Below are 21,249 nucleotides of genomic sequence, written 5' to 3' on the forward strand. Positions count from 1 at the left end.
CAGCCACTTGTTTATTCATGATTTCCTGTTTTTATTCTCCTTTCGGCACGACCAGTACAACGTCCTCCTTCTCGACCAATACCTGGCCTTCAGCCAGGCCCTTAGGCTTACGAACGTATTTTTTTGGTGTCACAATGACCGGACACAAGCTATCTGTCCGACGCTTGGAATACCAGGCAGCTAATTCGGCAGCGCGCTCAATAACGCTTTTCGGAAACGTTTTGCCCGCCTTGTATTTTACCACCACGTGCGAGCCCGAAACATCCCGAGCGTGTAACCAAAGATCATCCTTGTAAGTATATCGTTGGGTAAGCAAGTCATTGTTTTTCGCATTTCGGCCAATCAGGATACGAAATCCTTCATAGGTTACCTCCTTAAACAAGGCCGCTACTTCGCCTGTGCTGGCTAAAATGCCTTCACTCAGCATATTATGCTGCTTGATATACTTTCGGAGTTCCTTTAAATTCTGTATATGGCTCAGGTCTTCCCTTTGCTGCTTGATACGAATCAGTTCTGCTTCGCGAGCGGTTATCTGATCATTCAGGTGCTGCTCTTCCAGCTTTTCATTTTTAGCCTTTCTGTAAAAGTTTTCCGCATTCTTTTGGGGGCTTAAGTCTGGCTTAAGTTTGATCTCAATTGGGCGGTCACGGTAGAAATCGTATAGGGTTAACCGTTCAGGAGACTTGACACTAGCCGTAGAGGGAATTTCATGTAAATTGGCCATTAGAATGTGGCCTATTTCCTCATGGCTGGCTCCTTCATCCCGTTGCATCAGCCGCTGCATGGATATATCGATCTGGCCTTCAGCCCGCTTGCGACGCTTTTCGATCAAGCGAAGCAAATTCGCTTTTTCAAGTTCAAACATCGTTAATCCGTTAAGGGCAACAAAGAATCGGTTGGCGGCTTCTATCGGGTCACTGTATTCTCGTTGAGGAGGGTCATCGGCTTGTGCCTCAAACGGAAGCAGACTTAGCGTCGGCTTGTGATCCAGCCGGATCAGGTAGTAATGGGGTTGTTCTAACTGCCGTAAGGCATCCTGAATAATTGCCCATAACGCCTGACTATCCGGTTCCGCGCCCAACCGCTTCGTGCGATCATCGATCCATCTGTTCACGACTTTACCAAACGTTGGGAACAGTTTCCGGCGATCAAAATGCGCTTGTTCAAAGGCCGCATAAGACTGGTCAATAGGCCGATCGAACGCATCGAGCAGAAGGTGCTCGTCGGTGGCTAGCTGCCGATTGAATAGATCAACTACCTGATTACCCTGAAAGGCTAGCAAGTTGGGTCGATTACCAAAAAACTTAAAGACCAGTGTAAAATCATCTTCCAGCCTGATGGCCAGACAGCGTTCATTCACAAAGGAATGTACGGCCACAACGGCCCGTTCCTTACTTGGCTCACCAATTACTGAATCGAACAGATCGACGCTGTTTGTACGGGCACGCTGAATGGCATCGGGAAAAAACAAACCCGAGAAATCGGGCCGTAGCGTTGCTTTGATGTAGAAGGGCCTGTAATAATTGACTTTACCTTTCGCCTGCGCAAACACTAAAACAACTTCATCCCGATCCTGACTAAAACAGGCCATAAAGCGGAGCCCGGTCGTAGGTGACGATGTGTCTGAAGCAGCCTCAGCCCCACTCAACAAATGTGATTGAATGGCGGGTGCAAGCTGCCTAAGAAAGTAATAATTCGTATGCATAATCTAACAAACATACATCGTAAACGGCTAACCACTGCCAAAACACATAGTCAGCCCACTCAACACGAACTATAATAGAGGACTAATGCTACTGATAAGTTAACTTCTGAGATTACACGCATAAAATAATTAGCATAATTTCACTTTGAAATGTAATTTAAGCAGTATATTGTTGACGGATTTTAGCCTAGTGCAAAACCAACCTAATCTTCTTAAAAAATAAGAATGTGCAGCAACTGAACATTTTTTCTACAACGCAAATTGGCTTATGACATAAGCGCGTTCCAGACCAACATGTTGACTAGTAAGCGAATGCTGAAACTGGTTTAATTGAGTTAAAATGCCCTTTCGATAGAGTCAGAAGGGCATTTTTTATAGGAAACAATCCGTGTTATTGCGAGTTATTAGCCTACTCAACAAATAGACATACGCAATGGCAAATCACAAAACCACAGATCAGCCGGGATCTAAAGACTTGCAGGCAAATCATAAGCGAACCCGCAATTACGAAGCCCACGATACCGGTAAGGACCGCCCCAATGCGGAACGAGCCATGATTGGTTCGGACAAAAGCGTACAGCGAGAAGAAGAGGAGCATAGCATGGAGAACAAAACCAATGCCGAACTCGCAGAAGAACGCGGGGGACATGGGCACTCCGGCCACAGCAGTAGCCGGAATGGCAGCCGTAAGTAGATGAATGATAACGAGTGAGTGATAAATGATTTTTTACAGAATCATTTATCACTCATCAAAGCACACCTCTTGTGCATCTGCACCCATTTAGCGAACCCACACTCCCTCCTTACTGTTATTGAGATGAAGCTACCCTGTCGGCCTGGCTTTATTCATTATTTATAGACTATTCTTTCCCATAAGCTGCTCTGGTGGGGCAGCTTCCACATAATGCTTTATCCCAATACTTTAGAAAGTAAATTAGGGTTCAATACCATCCGCGAACGACTGAAAGAGGCCTGTGTCAGTCCACTGGGGCAGGATTACGTCGAAAAAATTCGCTTTACCGATAATGTACAACTGATAGACAAACTGCTTCGTCAGACAACAGAATTTAAGCAGATTGTCCAGTATGAAACGGACTTCCCGACCAGTAATTACATCGACGTCAGACCCCATTTAGGGCGTGCCCGCGTAGAAGGTATCGCCCTGACGGAAGACGAATTCTTTGACCTGAAACTAGCCTTACGCACCATTCAGGATTGCCTTCGCTTTCTGGCCAAGCGGGAAGAAGCGAACAGTTTTCCCTTTCTGCGGGAACTGGCCGGACCGGTGGGCATCGATAAAAAATTAACGGATTCGCTGGAACGGGTTATCGACGACAGAGGGCACATCCGTGATTCAGCCTCGCCGGAGTTAGCCAGCATTCGTCGTCGGATTATTGGCGAACAGGCTAATCTTCGCAAACGGCTCGATAGTATTCTGCGGCAGGCCCGGCAAAATGGCTGGATTCCGGACGAACTCTCATTGACCGTACGCGGAGGGCGACTGGTCATTCCGATTGCGGCCGAACACAAGCGGAAAATCAAAGGTTTCGTTCACGACGAATCCCAAACGGGCCAGACGGTCTATCTGGAACCCGCCGAGGTGTTCGATGCAAACAATGAAATTCGTGAACTGGAATATGAAGAACGGCGGGAAATTTACCGGATTCTGCTGGCGCTTACTGACCAGATTCGGCCCCATCTGGAGGAGTTAAAACGCGCGGTCAATTTTTTAGCGCAGATTGATTTCATCCGCGCAAAAGCCAAACTGGCGATTCAACTGGATGCCATCATGCCCAAACTGCATGAGCGTCCGTTCATTAACTGGACCAACGCCCGCCACCCGCTGCTCCACTTATCCTTTTCGAAAGTGGGCAAAACGGTCGTGCCACTTGGTGTGCGATTGGACGAAAAGGCCCGTATTCTCATTATTTCCGGTCCTAATGCCGGTGGTAAGTCCGTTGCCCTGAAAACGATTGGCCTTATCCAATACATGATGCAATGCGGTCTGCTCGTGCCCATGGCTGACTTTGCGGAGATGGGCGTTTTCCAGAATCTATTCATCGATATTGGCGACGAACAATCGCTGGAAAATGACCTCAGTACCTATTCGTCGCACTTAACGGCGATGAAGCAGTTTTTGATTGGTGCCAATAAGCGGACACTTTTCCTGATTGATGAATTCGGTACAGGAACGGAGCCTGGCCTGGGTGGTGCCATTGCGGAGTCAATTCTGGAAGACCTTAATAAATCAGGCGCGTACGGCGTCGTCAATACGCACTACACGAACCTGAAAGTGGTTGCCGACAAAACGCCGGGCCTGATAAACGGAGCGATGCGGTTTGATGGTGAGCATCTGGAGCCCCTTTACCAACTGGAGATCGGTCGGCCGGGCTCTTCGTTTGCGTTCGAGATCGCGCAGAAAATTGGTTTACCCAAAGGTGTTATCGACCGGGCCAAAGAAAAGCTGGGCAACCAGCAGGTGAACTTCGAGAAACTCCTGAAAGAACTGGACATTGAGAAGCGGGTATTCTCGGAGAAAAACATCGAGATCAGTATCAATCAGCGGAAGCTCGCCCAGCAGCTGGCTGAATACACGGCCTTGAAGAATCGCCTGGATAACGAGCAGAAGCAACTTATCAACGATGCGAAGCAGAAGGCGAAAGCGTTGGTGCAGGAAGCCAATCAGCGAATTGAGAACACGATTCGGGAAATCAAGGAAAACAAAGCCGAACGGGAAGCGACTAAACAGGTTCGGCAAACCCTGGAACGGTTTGAGCAGAAAGAACTTAAGCCTGAACCCGTCGTTATCGAAACGCCCAAACAAACCGAAGAAACGTTCGAGAATGACGGTGGGCCCATTTCGGTTGGTAGCTATGTGCGTATTTCGGGCCAAAATGCCATTGGGCAGGTGTTGGCCCTCCGGGGTAAGGACGCTGAAATCCGCATTGGTGATCTAAAGTCAAATGTAAAGCTCAACCGACTCGAAAAAGTCAGTAAGAAAACCTTTACGGCTGCAACGGAAGTACGGGACGACCGCCCGCGAAGTCAGGGTATCGATATAAACGAAAAGATGCAAAACTTCAGCTTCAACCTCGATATCCGGGGCAAGCGGGGCGAAGAAGCCATCGGCGAAGTGGATCGATTTGTTGATGATGCCCTGATGCTGGGCTATCCTGAACTGCGCATTGTCCACGGAAAAGGCGACGGTATTCTCCGAACGCTCGTGCGCAATCATCTGCGTGGCTACAAACAAGTGGGTAAGATGGAAGACGAACATGCCGACCGGGGTGGGGCGGGTGTAACGATCGTGAAAATGAAATAATGGTATTCGGTTTGTGACGGACCGTCACAAACCGAATACGGTAAACTATAAACTATGAAAGCGATAATTTTTGACATGGATGGGGTTATTGTTGATACGAACCCGCATCACCGCATTGCCTGGCGCGAATATTACCAGCGGTATGGTAAAACGTTAAGCGACGCTGATTTCGTTACCTATGTTTCTGGGAAACACAATAACGATATCCTGAGTCATCTTTTTGCCGGAAAAATCCTCACCGCGGCTGAGTCGAAGCAGTTGGCCGATGAGAAAGAAGCGCTATTCAGGGAGTTGTATAGTAAGGACATCACGCCGGTTGTCGGGTTGATTCCCTTTTTGCAATCCCTGAAAGAAGCCAATATTCTTACGGCAGTGGCTACGTCGGCCCCGGTCGAGAATCTGGACTTCGTTATGGACGCCCTTAGCCTGCGTCCTTACTTCAACGTTTTGCTGAACGAAAGCATGGTCAGCCACCCTAAACCTGACCCCGAAATTTATCAGAAAGCAATGAGTATGCTGGGTGTCGATCCGGCTGACAGTGTCATCTTTGAAGATTCGATGACGGGTATTCAGGCGGCCAAAGCATCGGGGGCCTCGGTCGTCGGTATGGCAACGACACAATCGCCTGATGAACTGTACCCTTTTGTCGATGATGTTGTCTCTGACTTTAGCCAAATAAGCCTCGATCGGCTGGAAAAGCTGGTTAAGATTTTTTAACAGAATTTAATTGGATCAACCCGTATTTTTGTAAAATCCAGTATCATTAAACTGGGTTAATAAATTACGTCACCGCTCTAGCCCGCTCTCTATGCTCATCAAACGCCTGCTATTTATTTGCCTTATCAGCAGCCTCCTCAGCTGGTCGGGTAATGCATGGGCGCAGGGCAAGTATGTGATTGGAACGGTCGTTGATCAGGCTACCCGGCAGGGTGTAGACCGGGCCACGGTGATTAACAAACGCAGCCGCCAGCGAGCCCGAACCAATGCAACCGGGCGTTTTTTTATGACGCTTCAACCCGGCGATTCGTTGATTCTAACCAGTCAGTTGTACGACCGTACCGGCATTCTCTACGATGGCGCCGACAACCCAACCATTGTTGCCCGGGCGCTTCCTCCTATGCCCTACCGTGTTGTCGACCTCGCCGAAGTAACCGTAACGGGCAAGCGATATGAGGAGGTGAAACGCGAAATTCAGCAGGTACTCGATGAGCCGACGGCCTCTAAAAAAGTAACCGGTGAGCAGGCGTTCGACCGGCTGGCCGATGGGGCGGGCGTGACGTTACTGTATGAACTGTTTGCCAAGCGGCCAAAAACCGACCGGAAAGCGTATTACATCATGCAGCAGGATCGTCGGCACGCGCTTGCGCTGGAGCGATTCCGGCTGTTGGTGGAACAGTCTACGACGCTGAAGCCCGACGAGATCGACCGTTTTTATGATTTCTGCGATCTTGATGATGACTACCTGCTCAAAGCGGAAGATTACGACCTCATCAACACGCTTCAGCAACTACGCAACCGGTATCGGGATGGCTTTAACCGACCCAGCCGTATTTCGCCTGATCCAGGCCAGTCATCGGCACCTAAACAGCCCTAATCCCGGATTCAGCATTTGTGTTGTAAGCTTGCTCTGGCTCAGTATCTAGCTCTCGATTTGCCCATAAAAAATAAGCTGGCCATGCTCACCAGCCACTACCCGATTCCCTTTCCCGAAAAGCCGATTACTTCCATCAAGGCTAACCACCGTAGCCGTACCCTACGAAAACGGGAATATAAGCACAAACTCACTCAACATGTTCGGGCTCATTTTGAGGCACAGCTTCAATAGTCACCTAACTCTGGGGCTGTGCCCTCAATCCGTCAATTCAGGTAACGGCGATGGCTACGTTGTCGCAAATAGATAATAGTAGCGTAGGAACGACTTTATTGCGTTGGCTGTATCTTTGAGCGGCCAACGCTTTTTTTATGATCCAACCTACAGATACACCTCTGGCGCAAACGAAGCTCGTTGATGAAGCGCTTACGCTGCTTAAGCGCCTGATTGCCATTCAATCATTCAGTCGGGAGGAAGAACAGACGGCTATGGCGATCGAAGCGTTTTTTCAGCAGAACCAGATTCCCTGTCAGCGCCTGAAAAACAACGTCTGGGCGAAGAATCGCTACTTCGATCCGGCTAAGCCCACGCTGCTGCTCAACTCGCACCACGATACGGTCAAACCAAATAAGTCCTGGACGCTCGACCCCTTTGAACCGCTGGAGCGCGACGGTAAACTATTTGGCCTTGGTAGTAACGATGCCGGGGGCTGCCTGGTGTCGCTGCTCGCCACGTTCACCCATTTTTACGACCGCCCCGATATGGCGTACAACATCGTGATGGCGGCCACGGCTGAAGAAGAAATTTCGGGACGCGATGGACTTGAACGTCTGTTGCCCGAACTGCCCGATATTAGCTTTGCCATTGTGGGTGAACCCACCGAAATGCAACTGGCCATTGCCGAAAAAGGGTTGCTGGTGCTTGATTGTACAGCGAAAGGCGTAAGCGGACATGCCGCCCGCAATGAAGGCGATAACGCTATTTATAAAGCGGTTCAGGATATCAACTGGCTCACGGCCTATCAGTTCCCGAAGGTCTCGCCAACGTTAGGACCCATCAAGATGTCGGTCACGCTCATCAATGCCGGTACCCAGCATAATGTCGTGCCTGATACCTGCACCTTCACGATTGATGTGCGCGTAACGGAGCAGTATACACTCGAAGAAGTAATTGAAACGATACGGGCCAATATTCAGTCGGAGGTGGTGCCCCGCTCCATTCGGCTCAAACCGTCGTCGATTCCAGCCGATCACCCTATTGTGCAGGCGGGTATTGCCTTGGGTCGTCATACGTATGGATCACCGACCACATCGGATCAGGCTGTGCTGAACTGCCCGTCGCTCAAATGCGGGCCGGGTCAATCAGGCCGGTCGCACTCGGCCGATGAGTTTATCTACCTGCGTGAAATAGGAGAGGGCATAAGCGGCTATATCCAGATGCTGGAGCAAGTTGTATAACGGAAGGCTTACTTATCTGTCAATCCATTGCTATGAAGCATATAGGCACTAAAGGACTCTTTATTATTGGTTTACTAAGTTCACTGCTGGGATATGCCCAGCCAGGGGCCATACCTAGGCCGACGCCCCGCCAGCTTGCCTGGCAGCCGCTGGAAACGACGGCCTTTCTGCACTTTACGGTCAATACGTACACCGATAAGGAATGGGGTGACGGCACGGAAAGTCCCGCCATCTTCAACCCCACCAAGCTCGACGCCCGGCAGTGGATTAAAGCGCTGAAAGATGCCGGATTTAAAATGGCGATCATTACCGCCAAACACCATGACGGCTTTTGCTTATGGCCATCCAAAATGACCGACCATTCCGTCAAAAACAGTCCCTGGAAGAATGGGAAGGGCGATGTGGTGAAAGAAGTGGCGGATGCCTGTCGCGAATTCGGGTTGAAATTCGGGGTGTATCTCTCGCCCTGGGACCGCCATGAGCCCCGGTATGGAACGGCTTCGTACAACGACTACTACAAAAGTCAGCTGCGGGAACTGCTCACCAATTACGGACCCGTCTCTGAAGTGTGGTTCGATGGCGCCAAGGGCGACAATGCCAAAGACATGACCTATGATTTCGCTGGTTACTGGGCATTGGTTCGTGAGTTACAGCCCAGCGCAGTTATGTTTTCCGATGCGGGTCCCGATGTGCGCTGGGTGGGAAATGAGTCCGGGAACGCGGGTGAAACCTGCTGGTCAACGATCAATACCGAAGGGCTGGCTCCTGGTAAAGCCGATGCTAAATACCTGAACCGGGGCGATGCAACGGGCAAACAGTGGGTTCCCGCCGAAACCGACGTGTCCATTCGTCCGGGCTGGTTTTACCACGCGGCCGAAGACTCGAAAGTACGGTCGGGGAAAAACCTGGTCGACCTGTATTATCAATCCGTTGGGCGAAATAGTTTGCTGCTGCTCAACGTGCCGCCCAATCGGGATGGTCTGTTTTCTGAACCGGACATGGCCAGCCTGAAAGAATTTCGGAGCATTCTGGACGAAACGTTTAAGGTAAATATGGTGGCTAAGCAGCCTGCTCTGACGGATAAAAAACTGACAACGTTCACCACGTTGTCCGCGAATCAGCCTCTAACGATTGACTTGGGTGGTGATAAATCGTTTGACCGGATAGCCATTCAGGAAAACATTGCCAATGGTCAGCGGGTGGCTAGTGGTCGGATAGAATATTGGGATGGCAGTAACTGGAAATCGCTTCAATCGTTCACCACTGTGGGCTATAAGCGCCTACTGCGCTTCCCGGCTGTAACATCTTCCAAGCTGCGCCTGTTTATCACAAATGCCAACGGGCCGGTGCAACTCGCCGAAGTAGGCGTATTCAAGGCTTCCGCCCGCGAATAATAACCAGAATCAACAGATAAACTAAACTACTTACTATCAATCAACTTATGCTGTATCCGCTCACATTCGAGACCATTTTTAAAGATAAAATCTGGGGTGGCCAGAAAATCAGGACCATTCTGGGGAAAGATTTTTCGCCCCTGCCCAACTGTGGTGAAACCTGGGAGGTGTCGGATGTCGACGGGAATCTCTCGGTTGTTAAAGAAGGTGGTCTACAAGGAAAGTCACTCCACGAATTGGTGGAGCAGTACAAAGGCGAACTGGTTGGCGACCATGTTTACGAGAAATACGGCAATCGTTTTCCATTGCTGGTGAAATTTATCGACGCCAATGACGACCTCTCAATTCAGGTTCACCCCGACGATAAACTGGCCGCAGAACGCAAAAGTGGCTTCGGTAAAACCGAGATGTGGTACATCATGCAGGCCGACGAGGGTGCTAAACTTAACTCCGGCTTTAATCGGGAGGTGACCAAAGAAGAGTACGTGAAAGCCGTTGCCGACAACACGATTCAGGATATTCTGAATATTGAAACCGCCCAGCCCGGCGATGTTTTTTTTCTGCCCGCTGGTCGTGTGCATTACATTGGCAAAGGATTGTTGCTCGCCGAAATTCAGCAGACGTCAGACACAACGTACCGGATTTATGACTTCGACCGGGTCGATGCGACCACGGGCCAGAAACGCGAATTACATACTGAACTGGCGGTCGATGCCATTAACTACCACCACTACGACGACTACAAAACGCAGTATGAAAAGAAACTGAACGAGAGTGTCAATGCAGTAACGAGCGATTACTTCGTAACGAACGTGCTCAATTTCAACGAGGAGGTGGAGCACGATTATACCCATATCGACTCGTTTGTGATCCTGATCTGTGTGGCTGGCGCCCTCACCATCGAAGCGCCGGGTGGCTACAGTGTGTCGCTCAAAATGGGCCAGTGCGCCTTGATTCCGGCATCGGTCGATAATGTGACGCTCGTTCCCGATGGCGACATGACCGTGCTGGAAACATACGTTCCCTAACATCAATCCATTGTACCCTCCTTCTGGTCATTGACTGTCATTAAGTAGTTTAGATGCGTTCACTACTTAATGACAGTCAATGACTGTTTGTGTATGAATCTAAATCTAAAAGATAAAATCATCGTCGTTACGGGTGGTGCCAAAGGTATTGGCGAAGGCATCTCGACGGTGCTGGCGGCCGAAGGAGCCATTCCTGTTATTATTGGTCGCAGTGAAGCGGATAATCTGAAAACGGTCGACGCCATTCGGGCTGCGGGCGGTCAGGCGTGTCAGTTTGTTGCCGAACTGACCCAGCCTGACGATTGTAAGAAGGCGGTAGAGCAAACACTGGCGCAGTTCGGGCGCATTGATGGCCTGGTCAACAATGCCGGTGTAAACGATGGCGTAGGTCTCGAAAACGGGTCTTACGAAGGGTTCATGGCGTCGCTGCATAAAAACTTAGTGCATTATTACCTGATGGCGCACCATGCGCTGCCCGCTCTCAAAGCATCTAAAGGTGCTATTGTCAACATTGGGTCGAAAGTAGCCGAAACGGGTCAGGGAAATACCTCGGCTTACGCGGCTGCCAACGGCGGACGTAACGCTCTGACCCGCGAATGGGCCGTCGAATTGCTTCCTTACGGCATTCGTGTCAACTGTGTAGTGGTGGCCGAAAGCTGGACGCCACTTTATGCCAGCTGGATCAAAACACTGCCTAATCCAGACGAGAAGCTCAAGCAGATTGTCGCCAAAATTCCGCTCGAACACCGCATGACTACCCCCGAGGAGCTAGCCAATGCGGTTGCGTTTCTACTGTCCGACAAATCGAGCCACACCACTGGTCAACTGATCCACGTCGATGGCGGCTACACCCATCTGGATCGTTCGATTACCGATTAATTCCCCGCCTTTCCTAAACCTGACCATCAGAATGCCCTTACCTACCTCGACAACGTCGCCCAAGATCAAAGCCGGCTCGACCGGAAGTTACGGTATCGCTTTTGCCCTCGTCACCAGTTTATTTTTTCTATGGGGACTGGCCAACAGCCTGAACGGGTCGCTGATCAAGCAATTTCAAATAGCACTGGATCTCAATCGTTTCCAGGCGGGTATCGTCGATTTCGCGTTCTATCTGGGCTACTTCTTTATGGCGTTGCCTGCTGGCTACGTCATGCGGAAATTTGGGTATAAGCGTGGTATTTTGTTTGGGCTACTGCTTTATGGAGGAGGGGCGTTCCTGTTTTATCCGGCGGCCGAAGTGCGGGTATATAGCTTCTTTTTGCTCGCCCTGTTTACTATGGCGTGCGGAATTGCTTTTCTGGAAACAGCCGCCAACCTTTACGTAACGGTACTTGGTGATCCGAAAAAAGCCGAGTGGCGGCTTAATTTTTCGCAGTCGTTCAATGGAATAAGCACCATTCTGGGGCCAATTATTGGGGCCTTGTTTATCTTCTCCAAAACCGAATACACCCCCGACATGCTGAAGGCGATGACCCCTGTGCAGGCGCAGGCCATTCGGGTGCAGGAAGCCTTGTCGGTGCAGGGCCCATATTTGGTTATCGGGACAATTATCGCCCTGATGACGGTGCTGTTCTTTGTGACGAAAATGCCCGAAGTAGGCGAAGAAGAGGAGCAGTCGGCTGGCGATATTCCCATCACGAGTTTGTTCCGGCATCGGCACCTGACGCTGGGAATCATCGCCCAGTTTGTGAATGTCGGCGCGCAGGCGACGTTATGGGGCTATTTCGTTGATCTCAAACTTGATTTCTCGCGGGAAGGCCACTGGGCTCTGGCCGAAGGGTACATGAATTTTATTAATTCCGTAACGGGTTCGCCAACGGACATGTCGCCGACGCAGATCGCGGGTTTCCATGCTTCGTTTGCCCTGGTCCTCTTTATGCTTGGCCGCTTTGTGGGTACGTCGCTGATGACTCGTATTCGGCCCAACACCGTACTGGCCATGTATGCCGCCGGTGCTGTGGCAATGGTTATTCTGGCCATGGCAACCGGTGGCTTAACGGCCGTTATTGCCCTGAGCTTCACGTACTTCTTTCAGTCCATTCAGTTCCCGACCATTTTTGCGCTGGCAACCAAAGGGCTGGGTGTAGAGTCGAAAATTGCGTCGTCGCTGGTCATTATGAGCATTGTGGGTGGTGCCTTGCTGCCGCTCGTAGCGGGTGCGTTGTTCGCTAAAGGTGCGGTATATGCCCTGCTGGTACCTCTGGTTTGTTTCGCTTACATTTTGTACTACGCAACACGCGGGTACCAGATTGCCGCCGACGACCTGCATTCGCCAGTTATTCCCCCCGAAATTGCTCCTTAAGTCAATGCGTTATTGTTTCGCCCTCGACCTCAAAGACGACCCGGCATCCATTGCCGAATACGAGCGTCACCACCTGCGGATCTGGCCCGAAATTGAGGCCAGCATCCGTGAGGCAGGTATTACCGATATGCAGCTTTATCGCACCGGTAACCGGCTGTTCATGATTATGGAAACAGACGACAGCTTCTCCTTCGAAGCCAAAGCGGCCGCCGATGCCGCCAGCCCGATCGTGCAGAAATGGGAAAACCTGATGTGGAGTTACCAGCAAGCCCTGCCCACCGCCAAACCGGGCGAGAAATGGGTACTGATGGAGCGTTTTTTTAAGTTGTAATAGCTTTTTCTTCATCATCCGGTTTCGATGGCCCATCTACCGAAATAACCACACGTTACTGGCTTTATGAAAAACCGACTGAAAGTAGAGCGGGCGGAGCACAACCTGTCGCAGGCGGATTTAGCCGATCGCATTGGTGTCAGTCGGCAGACGATCAATTCGATTGAAACGGGCCGTTATGTTCCGTCGGCGATTCTGGCCCTCAAACTGGCGCAGGTTTTTAGTAAGGCGGTAGAGCATATCTTTATGCTCGAAGAAACCGACTGATACATGCCAAATCTGTATATCATGGCTTGTTGTTTTAAATAAAGATATTTGGAAAACTATTCTGAGTTATGAAAGCAAGTCTGGAGAAGTCGATTCCGAGTAACGAAGAAGTACTGGCTGGCATACGTCGGGCTGTTCAAAAAGTTGTTGAGCAGGCAAAACGTAATGATGAGGAATTAGTGATTGCTCGCGACGGGAAACCTGTCCATATCAGAGCTCGCGATTTGTAAGTATCTGGCTTTTGCCGTCAACATAAATTACGCAAAACGCCTGACCGAATCAGGCGTTTTTTGTTGGTAACCCGTGTTGCGCATATCGCTATCTTTACGGCACTAACTCCATCAATACTTCCTGATTCGTATGAACTACTGGCTTTACGCTTTGCTCTCCCTTGCGTTGACCCTGCCCGCACGCGCACAACAAGCCCCAACCAGCAATTTCGTCCGCGATAACTACCAGAAATTCGAGTACAAAATTTCCATGCGCGATGGGATAAAATTGCATACGGCGGTCTACGTGCCGAAAGATGCCTCGGCAACAGTTAAATATCCGTTCATGATGCAGCGCACCTGCTACAGTGTTGCTCCGTATGGTGCCGACGCGTATCCCGCGCAACTTGGCCCTTCTGGAACCCTCATGCGTGACAAGTTTATTTTTGTGTACCAGGATGTACGCGGTCGCTGGGCGTCGGAGGGAACGTGGACAAATATGACACCGACCGTAACCGATCAACAACCAGCGGTAGCGGCAAAGGGTAAAAAGAAAACGTCAGCACCTGTGAGTACCACGGCTGTCGATGAGAGTTCGGATACCTACGATACCATAGAATGGCTGCTGAAGAACGTGCCTAACAACAACGGTCGGGTAGGGCAGTGGGGCATCAGCTATCCGGGTTTCTATACGGCCGCGTCGTTGCCTAACGCGCACCCGGCCCTGAAAGCTGCTTCGCCACAGGCTCCCGTATCCGATTTTTTCTTCGATGATTTCCACCATAATGGGGCCTTTATTCAGGCCTACCTGTTCACGTTTCCGGTGTTTGGCGTGCAGCATCCAGAGCCGACCACGAAACCCTGGTACAATGACCAGATGATCAAAACGGGCTCGAATGATGGATTCCAATGGCAGTATGACCTGGGTCCGCTCAAGAATGCCGATAAATATTATAAGGATAATTTCTACTGGCAGGAAACCGTCAATCATCCCAACTACGATGAGTTCTGGCAGAAGCGGAGCATCATTCCCCATCTTAAAAATGTTCGGCCTGCCGTGATGACGGTGGGTGGCTGGTTCGATGCTGAGGATCTATATGGCCCGCTGAATATTTACAAAACAGTGGAGAAGAATAGCCCCAATACGTACAACACGCTGGTTATGGGACCGTTCGGACATGGTCGCTGGTCGCGCGAGACGGGCCATACGATGCACAGTAATATTTATTTTGGCGATAGCATTGCGACGTTCTACCAACGGAATATCGAGGCAAAGTTCTTTTCCCATTTTCTGAAGGGCGCTGGCGATGGAAAAACGGGTCTGCCCGAGGCATATTTGTTCAATACCGGCCGTAACGAATGGAAAACGTTCGACAAATGGCCGGTTGCCGATACCCCCAAGATGCAGTTTTTTCTGATGTCGGATGGAACGCTGGCCAGCAACCGGACAATGAACACTACGAATAACCTGTTCTCGGAGTTCATCAGCGATCCCATGAAGCCCGTTCCTTACACGGAAGACATTACGACAACACAGGGGTTTACGCCTTTTAATTACATGTCTGAAGATCAGCGATTTGCCGGACGACGTCCCGATGTGCTGACCTTTCAGACGGACGTGCTGACCGACGATATGACGCTGGGTGGCGAAATAATGGCCAAACTGAAAGTGAGTACAACGGGTACCGATGCCGACTGGGTAGTGAAGCTCATTGATGTGTACCCGGCCAACGAACCGAATCACCCGTATATGCCCAACAAAAATATTACCCTGGGCAACTATCAGCAGATGGTTCGTTCGGAAGTGATGCGTGGTCGGTTCCGCAACTCCTTCGAGAAGCCCGAACCGTTTAAATCGGGCGAAGTAACGGACGTGAATTTTCGGTTGCAGGATGTTCTTCACACCTTCAAGAAAGGGCATCGAATCATGATTCAGGTGCAAAGTACCTGGTTTCCGCTAATTGACCGGAACCCGCAGAAATACGTGGACAACATTTATAAAGCCGACGCGGCTGATTTTCAGAAAGCAACGCACCGCGTGTATGACAACTCGGTCATCGAGGTACAGGTCCTGAAATAGGCCGGTGATTGATTTCTATGCAAGCGTAAGAATGATAACAGGTTCGATGAAATCATGGTTGTAGCGTATAGATCATACATACCAGCCAGTTCGCCGACAGTCAGCTGCTGCGTGGGTCTATTCTCAAAATAAACAGCACGATTATGAAAGCCATTTGGAACGGCGAAACCATTGCCGAAAGTAACGACACCATCGTCGTTGAAAATAACCATTACTTTCCGAAGGACTCGGTCAATGCGAAATTTCTGACCGATAGTGCAACACATTCAACCTGTCCCTGGAAAGGTTTGGCTTCGTATTATTCACTGACGGTCGATGGCAAAACCAATACGGATGCTGCCTGGTACTACCCCGAGCCCAAACCAGCCGCCAGTGAAATCAAAAATCGCGTGGCCTTCTGGAAAGGCGTACAGGTTATCGAATGATCGAGGTCCAAAAGCTGACAAAACGATTTAATTCCCAGATCGCCGTTCAGGATGTTTCGCTCACGGTTGGCCGGGGCGAAACGCTGGTGCTGCTGGGTACGAGCGGGTGCGGCAAAACCACGACGCTTAAAATGATCAATCGCCTGATTGAGCCCACTATGGGTTCAATTCAAGTTGATGGCCTTGATGTTCAGCAGCAATCCGGGCCTGAGCTACGCCGGCGCATTGGCTACGTGATTCAGGATGGGGGACTGTTTCCCCATTACACGGTTGCCGATGCCATTGCGACCGTTCCAAAGCTACTCGGCTGGGAACCCGCCCGGATTCAGGAGCGAGTTCGTGAACTTATGAGCAAGCTCCAATTACCCGATTCCCTGCTTGCGCGCTACCCGGCAGAACTAAGTGGTGGGCAGCGCCAACGCGTTGGATTGGCACGGGCGCTGGCCGTTCATCCCCCCGTCGTGCTGATGGACGAACCGTTTGGGGCGCTTGATCCGTTCACCCGAAAACACGTTCGGCGGGAGTTATTTGGCCTGACCGAACTGCGCGAAACAACCGTCGTGCTGGTTACGCACGATGTCAGCGAAGCACTCGAACTGGCCGATAGCATTGCCCTCATGGACAAAGGACGTATTGTTCAGATTGGCCCACCCGACGAATTGTCGACTAATCCGGCAACTGACTTCGTTCGCGATTTTCTGGATGACAAACCCCACCGGTTGCATGACTGACTTCTTCGCTTTTGTTCGGGATCATGCCGATAAATTATTGGAACAGACGCTGACGCACATTGGACTGACGTTTGTTTCCTTATTGGTTGCCCTGCTGATTGGGGTGCCCCTGGGTATTCTTATCGCCCGCCACCCCCGGCTGGCCAGTGGCGTTTTGGGCGTGGCGGGCGTGCTGCAAACAGTGCCGAGCGTAGCTTTGCTCGGCTTCCTGATTCCCGTGCTGGGCATTGGGGTTGGTCCGGCCCTCGTGGCGTTATTTCTCTACGCCTTATTGCCGATTATCCGAAATACATACGTTGGCATCACCGAAGTTAGCCCGTTGATAAAGGAAGCCGCAACGGGTGTCGGCATGACCCCAAATCAGGTCCTGACCAAAGTGGAACTGCCCCTGGCGCTGCCCGTTATTTTTGCTGGTGTACGAACCGCAACGGTCATCAACGTGGGTGTGGCCACGCTGGCGGCTTACGTGGCTGCGGGTGGGCTGGGGGAGTTTATTTTTAGTGGTATCGCTCTCAGCAATGTCAACATGATGCTGGCAGGGGCTATTCCTGCGGCTTTGCTGGCCGTGGGCTTCGATTTTGGGCTGGCTCGTCTGCAACACTTATCCGCCCGAAAACTCCGCATCGGGGCGCTGGCATTTGTGGTATTGGTGCCGTTTCTATCGGCGTTTTACCTACTGCCAGGGCGGCAGGATAAGTTGATCGCTGGCTTTGCGCATGAATTTTATGGGCGTGCCGATGGCTATCCAGGCTTGCAAAAAACCTACGGTTTGCACATTCGGCCCCGGCTCATTGATCAGAACTTAATGTATGAGGCTATCCGGCGGGAACAGGTCGACATCATTAGCGGCTACTCGACGGATGGTCGTATTAAAGCGTTCGATCTGCTGGTGCTGGCCGATAATAAACAGGCGTTTCCACCCTATAATGCGGCTCCAGTTGTTCGACAGACGACACTCAAACGCTACCCTGAGCTTGGCCCGACGCTGAATCTGTTGGCGGGAAAGCTAACGGATTCGGTCATGACAAGCCTAAATTATGAGGTCGACTATCGAAAGGAGTCTCCGGAACGGGTGGCTCGTGCCTTTTTGAAACGAACAGGTTTATACAAAGACCCTCAACTTGCGATCAATCCAGCCGACAGCCGCACAGAAACGGTGGTCATGGGGTCGAAGGTGTTTACCGAGCAGTATATCCTGGCCGAGATTTACAGACAACTTATTGAAGGGCAGACGCGGTTGCGGGTCGTTACCAAAACGGGGCTGGGCGGTACACAAATTTGCTTCGATGCCTTACGGACGGGGGCCATCGATTTCTACCCTGAATACACGGGTACGGGCTTGCTGGTTGTGTTGCAGCCCCCGGCGGCCACTTTAGCCAGCCTGACGATGCGGTCGGATTCGGTCTATCACTTTTGCCAGCAGCAATTCCGGGAGAAGTATCAACTCGACTGGTTGACCCCCCTGGGATTTAGCAACAGTTACTGCCTGATGATGCGCCGGAGCCAGGCCCGACAAGACGGTATTCAGTCGATCGATGATCTGGTTAGGTATTTAGGGGCAAAGTGACAGGATGCTTGATTTAGATCTGTTCACATCTTGGCCAAGAGGTAGAACTTCATCTTTTGCGTCTTAATCCCGTATACTATACATCATCTCGCCTAAATCCTCTTCTTATTTATGACCTTATTTCGTTTGTTAGCCTGTATTATCCTGCTGACTTTACCCCTATCAGCTATTTATGCTAACGTTGATACACTCGATGTGCCCAGTGCTGCCATGAGCCGAACGCTTCGAACCGCCGTTGTGCTGCCTCAGCGTTACAAAAAAATCAGGCAGCCGCTACCAGTGCTATACCTGCTTCACGGGGGAAGTGGCAGCTTTCGGGATTGGCTCACGAAGACGCCGGACAAAACACTGTTGCAACGACTGGCTGACCAATACAACCTGATTATTGTTACACCGGATGGTGACCCGACCAGTTACTACTTCGATAGCCCATTGGTCAAGACCAGTCAGTTTGAGACGTTTATTTCGAAAGAGTTGATGGATAAAATTGACAACACTTACCGGACCATTCGTGAAAAGAGAGGCCGGATCATCGCGGGCTTGTCGATGGGTGGTCACGGAGCCATGTTTATCTCGAGCCGTCACCCTGATTTATATGCTGCTGCTGGCAGTATGAGCGGTGTCATGAACATCAATACGGCAACCTGGAAAGTGCCCGCCGACTTTGCCAAATCGCGGTCCGATAATTTTGTCAAGCTACTAGGACCACCTAAGGAGGGCGATGCACTGTATCCGGGCTACACCATGGTGACGATGGTTGACAAACTCAAGGCAAACAACTTGCCGCTGATTTTCGATATTGGCGTAGACGATTTTCTGATTGAAACCAACCGCGACTTACACCGGCGACTCATGGAAAATAAAACTCCGCACGATTACACCGAGCGACCTGGTGCTCATACCTGGGAGTATTGGGGAAATGCGTTGCCTTATCAATTGCTGTTTTTTAGTAAGGTTCTACAGGCAAATGGCTCCCTGATCAACGGGTAAGAAATCTTGTTGTGCAGGTTTTACCCGTGCAACGTTTAATCACTAAAAAGCCCGGCCACGCATGCGTGGCCGGGCTTTTTAATGGTATGGGCAATTACCGATTGGTGTATGCTGTGTTGGCATCATCGTCCAGATCAATTGCGCGATTGGTCTGATTAGTCTGGGTCAGCGGATCTGTGGAGGTCAGATTTTCGACGTCGACATCCGTGCTCCGAACGGTGTCCCGGATGGTTTCAACACGTTCATTGACTTCTTTGCCGACCGATATTTCTTCAACGACGTTGGCCGTTTTCGAAACAACGGGAACTTCGGCATGCTCAATCAGCTCGATGCTTCCTTCCTGAAAGGCGTTCAGATCATCGGCTGTAGCCGGGCGATTGACGGGTGTCCGTTGCACATGTACGCGTTCTTCACGAAGGCGCAGGCTTTCTTCCACTGGTCGTTCAATGATGCGGCTACGAACCCGAACGCCACCACGTTCAACTTCCCGTTTGCCTACTTCCAGGTTTTCTTCAATGACTTTTATTGTCTGATCGGTGTTTGTATCCGCTGTAGGTATACGATCCGACGTGTTTGTCAGATCGTCTGTTACGCCATAGCCTGTGCCGGTAGCGCCAATGCCGGTCGTTGGTGCACCTGTGCTGGCAGCATTGTAGTCGACGCTGTTGGGTGCGTTGCTGGTTTGGTTGTAGCTTGCATACCCGTATTCGTTTGCTCGCTCGTCTACATCAACAGCGCCATATTCGTCGAGCAGATCAGCGGCCCGTTCGGCTTCATCCGATGATTGAGCGTGAACCGTTACCACCGAACCCCGGCTGGCTACGTGTGAGTACTTGCGGGAATCATCCGAATCACTACCAAACAGCGAACTAAAGAAGCCACCAATACCACTGTTGTTATCATCGTCGTCGTCCCGATCAATCCGGGTAGCTGTGCTGTCGCTATAGTTTGGCGACGTTTGAGCTGACAAATCAATGCTGTCACGAGAGAACCCGTTGCTTACTAGTTGGTCTACGGCGCGCTGCGCATCTGATGCATCATCGAATACACCGATTACTGTTTGTTGTGCCATTGTTCTGTGGTTTTGTTGAGTTTACGTATGTATGCTAATTAAGTGGTAATACAAAGCCGGATATTGCTATCAGTCCGATCGCTTATCGGGAGTGATCGGTGTTCGCTCAATGACGATGTCCTCTTTCCGGAGGATGACTTCCTGTGATTGGTGCGTATGCACCTGGTGTTTCGTTACGTAGACTTCCTCAACTAAGAGGATTTTCTTCTGCGTAACAACCACTTCCTGCAAGACCGGAATAATCATCGTATCGCCTTCGTAGCGAACGCTCGGGGGCGTTTCTACGTACTGATTTCGCGCAACTCGTTCAACCGTGATCTCTTCCCGACTGGTCGGTAAATTAACGACCTGACGTTCTTCATTTACTCGTTTTGTTATATGAACCACGCCCGTTTCGATCACCTGCTTATCGACCTGCACTTGCTCGTGGATGATATCAAACCGATGGGTTTGCTCAGTCCACGCCGTTGCTGGTGATGGCAGAATCTGGTCCGGCACTTGAATTGAATCAGCTTCGTCGTTCATGCCATCTTAAAGAGAAGAAAGCCAGGATTTGTTTAAAATATTTGCCCTATGTATTTTGTGGGATTAATTAGTTTAGGCGTTATAGCCCGATCGTAGCGTAGCAACGATTTGGTAATGAAGTAGTTGACTGTATTTTGTGTGGTTGTTGAATACGGATAAATTATTCTCTCTGTCGGATGAGGCATAATGCCATACTTGAATGATCGGAACCCTATCTGTAGGGAGCAATCGCCCAGCATTGGGCTAACCGTTG

The 21,249-nt window shown here is 50.6% G+C and carries 20 protein-coding genes; 17 read left to right on the top strand and 3 right to left on the bottom strand.

The window, feature by feature from the left end; translation table 11 throughout:
* Window positions 1-31: 31 nt before the first annotated feature.
* Window positions 32-1,705: an NFACT RNA binding domain-containing protein gene (locus ACYU8Y_RS14790; RefSeq protein ID WP_460938495.1), complete on the bottom strand. Its 1,674-nt coding sequence runs from the start codon at window positions 1,703-1,705 to the stop codon at window positions 32-34.
* Between the two features lie 433 nt (window positions 1,706-2,138).
* Between ACYU8Y_RS14790 and ACYU8Y_RS14795 the strand changes: the two genes are divergently transcribed.
* The 17 genes from ACYU8Y_RS14795 to ACYU8Y_RS14875 all read left to right on the top strand — a co-directional run bounded on the left by ACYU8Y_RS14795 (window position 2,139) and on the right by ACYU8Y_RS14875 (window position 19,399).
* Window positions 2,139-2,399 (top strand): hypothetical protein, encoded by a 261-nt coding sequence (locus ACYU8Y_RS14795; RefSeq protein ID WP_460938497.1) that lies wholly within the window; start codon window positions 2,139-2,141, stop codon window positions 2,397-2,399.
* Window positions 2,400-2,609: 210 nt separating this feature from the next.
* On the top strand, window positions 2,610-5,027 hold the full coding sequence (locus ACYU8Y_RS14800; protein ID WP_460938499.1) for an endonuclease MutS2: 2,418 nt from the start codon (window positions 2,610-2,612) through the stop codon (window positions 5,025-5,027).
* 54 nt (window positions 5,028-5,081) lie between these two features.
* A complete protein-coding gene (locus ACYU8Y_RS14805; RefSeq protein ID WP_460938501.1) occupies window positions 5,082-5,744 on the top strand; it encodes an HAD family hydrolase in 663 nt (220 codons plus the stop codon).
* Window positions 5,745-5,835: 91 nt separating this feature from the next.
* Complete coding sequence (locus tag ACYU8Y_RS14810; protein ID WP_460938502.1) at window positions 5,836-6,621, top strand: hypothetical protein; 786 nt, start codon at window positions 5,836-5,838, stop codon at window positions 6,619-6,621.
* Window positions 6,622-6,989: 368 nt separating this feature from the next.
* On the top strand, window positions 6,990-8,075 hold the full coding sequence (locus tag ACYU8Y_RS14815) for a M20 family metallo-hydrolase (protein ID WP_460938504.1): 1,086 nt from the start codon (window positions 6,990-6,992) through the stop codon (window positions 8,073-8,075).
* A gap of 32 nt (window positions 8,076-8,107) precedes the next feature.
* Window positions 8,108-9,469 (top strand): alpha-L-fucosidase, encoded by a 1,362-nt coding sequence (locus tag ACYU8Y_RS14820; RefSeq protein ID WP_460938506.1) that lies wholly within the window; start codon window positions 8,108-8,110, stop codon window positions 9,467-9,469.
* 47 nt (window positions 9,470-9,516) lie between these two features.
* Window positions 9,517-10,497: a type I phosphomannose isomerase catalytic subunit gene (locus ACYU8Y_RS14825; RefSeq protein WP_460938508.1), complete on the top strand. Its 981-nt coding sequence runs from the start codon at window positions 9,517-9,519 to the stop codon at window positions 10,495-10,497.
* Between the two features lie 93 nt (window positions 10,498-10,590).
* The gene (locus tag ACYU8Y_RS14830; protein WP_460938509.1) at window positions 10,591-11,376 is read left to right on the top strand and encodes an L-fucose dehydrogenase; all 786 of its coding nucleotides are present in this window, start codon (window positions 10,591-10,593) and stop codon (window positions 11,374-11,376) included.
* A 31-nt stretch (window positions 11,377-11,407) separates the two neighbouring features.
* Complete coding sequence (fucP, locus tag ACYU8Y_RS14835) at window positions 11,408-12,799, top strand: L-fucose:H+ symporter permease (RefSeq protein WP_460938511.1); 1,392 nt, start codon at window positions 11,408-11,410, stop codon at window positions 12,797-12,799.
* 4 nt (window positions 12,800-12,803) lie between these two features.
* A complete protein-coding gene (locus ACYU8Y_RS14840; protein WP_460938513.1) occupies window positions 12,804-13,130 on the top strand; it encodes an L-rhamnose mutarotase in 327 nt (108 codons plus the stop codon).
* A 66-nt stretch (window positions 13,131-13,196) separates the two neighbouring features.
* The gene (locus ACYU8Y_RS14845; protein WP_460938515.1) at window positions 13,197-13,397 is read left to right on the top strand and encodes a helix-turn-helix transcriptional regulator; all 201 of its coding nucleotides are present in this window, start codon (window positions 13,197-13,199) and stop codon (window positions 13,395-13,397) included.
* A 68-nt stretch (window positions 13,398-13,465) separates the two neighbouring features.
* Window positions 13,466-13,627 (top strand): hypothetical protein, encoded by a 162-nt coding sequence (locus tag ACYU8Y_RS14850; RefSeq protein WP_460938517.1) that lies wholly within the window; start codon window positions 13,466-13,468, stop codon window positions 13,625-13,627.
* A gap of 130 nt (window positions 13,628-13,757) precedes the next feature.
* Window positions 13,758-15,686 carry a CocE/NonD family hydrolase gene (locus ACYU8Y_RS14855; protein WP_460938519.1) on the top strand — a complete coding sequence of 643 codons (1,929 nt, stop codon included), beginning with the start codon at window positions 13,758-13,760 and terminating at the stop codon, window positions 15,684-15,686.
* Between the two features lie 143 nt (window positions 15,687-15,829).
* A complete protein-coding gene (locus tag ACYU8Y_RS14860; RefSeq protein WP_460938521.1) occupies window positions 15,830-16,111 on the top strand; it encodes a DUF427 domain-containing protein in 282 nt (93 codons plus the stop codon).
* Window positions 16,108-16,842 carry an ABC transporter ATP-binding protein gene (locus ACYU8Y_RS14865; protein ID WP_460938523.1) on the top strand — a complete coding sequence of 245 codons (735 nt, stop codon included), beginning with the start codon at window positions 16,108-16,110 and terminating at the stop codon, window positions 16,840-16,842. The genes ACYU8Y_RS14860 and ACYU8Y_RS14865 overlap by 4 nt, the downstream gene beginning before the upstream one ends.
* Window positions 16,835-18,409: an ABC transporter permease/substrate-binding protein gene (locus tag ACYU8Y_RS14870; protein ID WP_460938525.1), complete on the top strand. Its 1,575-nt coding sequence runs from the start codon at window positions 16,835-16,837 to the stop codon at window positions 18,407-18,409. The genes ACYU8Y_RS14865 and ACYU8Y_RS14870 overlap by 8 nt, the downstream gene beginning before the upstream one ends.
* 111 nt (window positions 18,410-18,520) lie before the next feature.
* The gene (locus tag ACYU8Y_RS14875) at window positions 18,521-19,399 is read left to right on the top strand and encodes an alpha/beta hydrolase (RefSeq protein WP_460938527.1); all 879 of its coding nucleotides are present in this window, start codon (window positions 18,521-18,523) and stop codon (window positions 19,397-19,399) included.
* Window positions 19,400-19,493: 94 nt separating this feature from the next.
* Here the strand turns inward: ACYU8Y_RS14875 and ACYU8Y_RS14880 are convergent, their stop codons facing one another.
* Both ACYU8Y_RS14880 and ACYU8Y_RS14885 read right to left on the bottom strand, forming a co-directional pair.
* Complete coding sequence (locus tag ACYU8Y_RS14880) at window positions 19,494-20,471, bottom strand: YsnF/AvaK domain-containing protein (protein WP_460938529.1); 978 nt, start codon at window positions 20,469-20,471, stop codon at window positions 19,494-19,496.
* Window positions 20,472-20,540: 69 nt separating this feature from the next.
* Window positions 20,541-20,996, bottom strand: a complete 456-nt coding sequence (locus ACYU8Y_RS14885) for a YsnF/AvaK domain-containing protein (RefSeq protein WP_460938531.1) — start codon at window positions 20,994-20,996, stop codon at window positions 20,541-20,543.
* Window positions 20,997-21,249: the final 253 nt, after the last annotated feature.

Source organism: Spirosoma humi, from assembly GCF_054776575.1.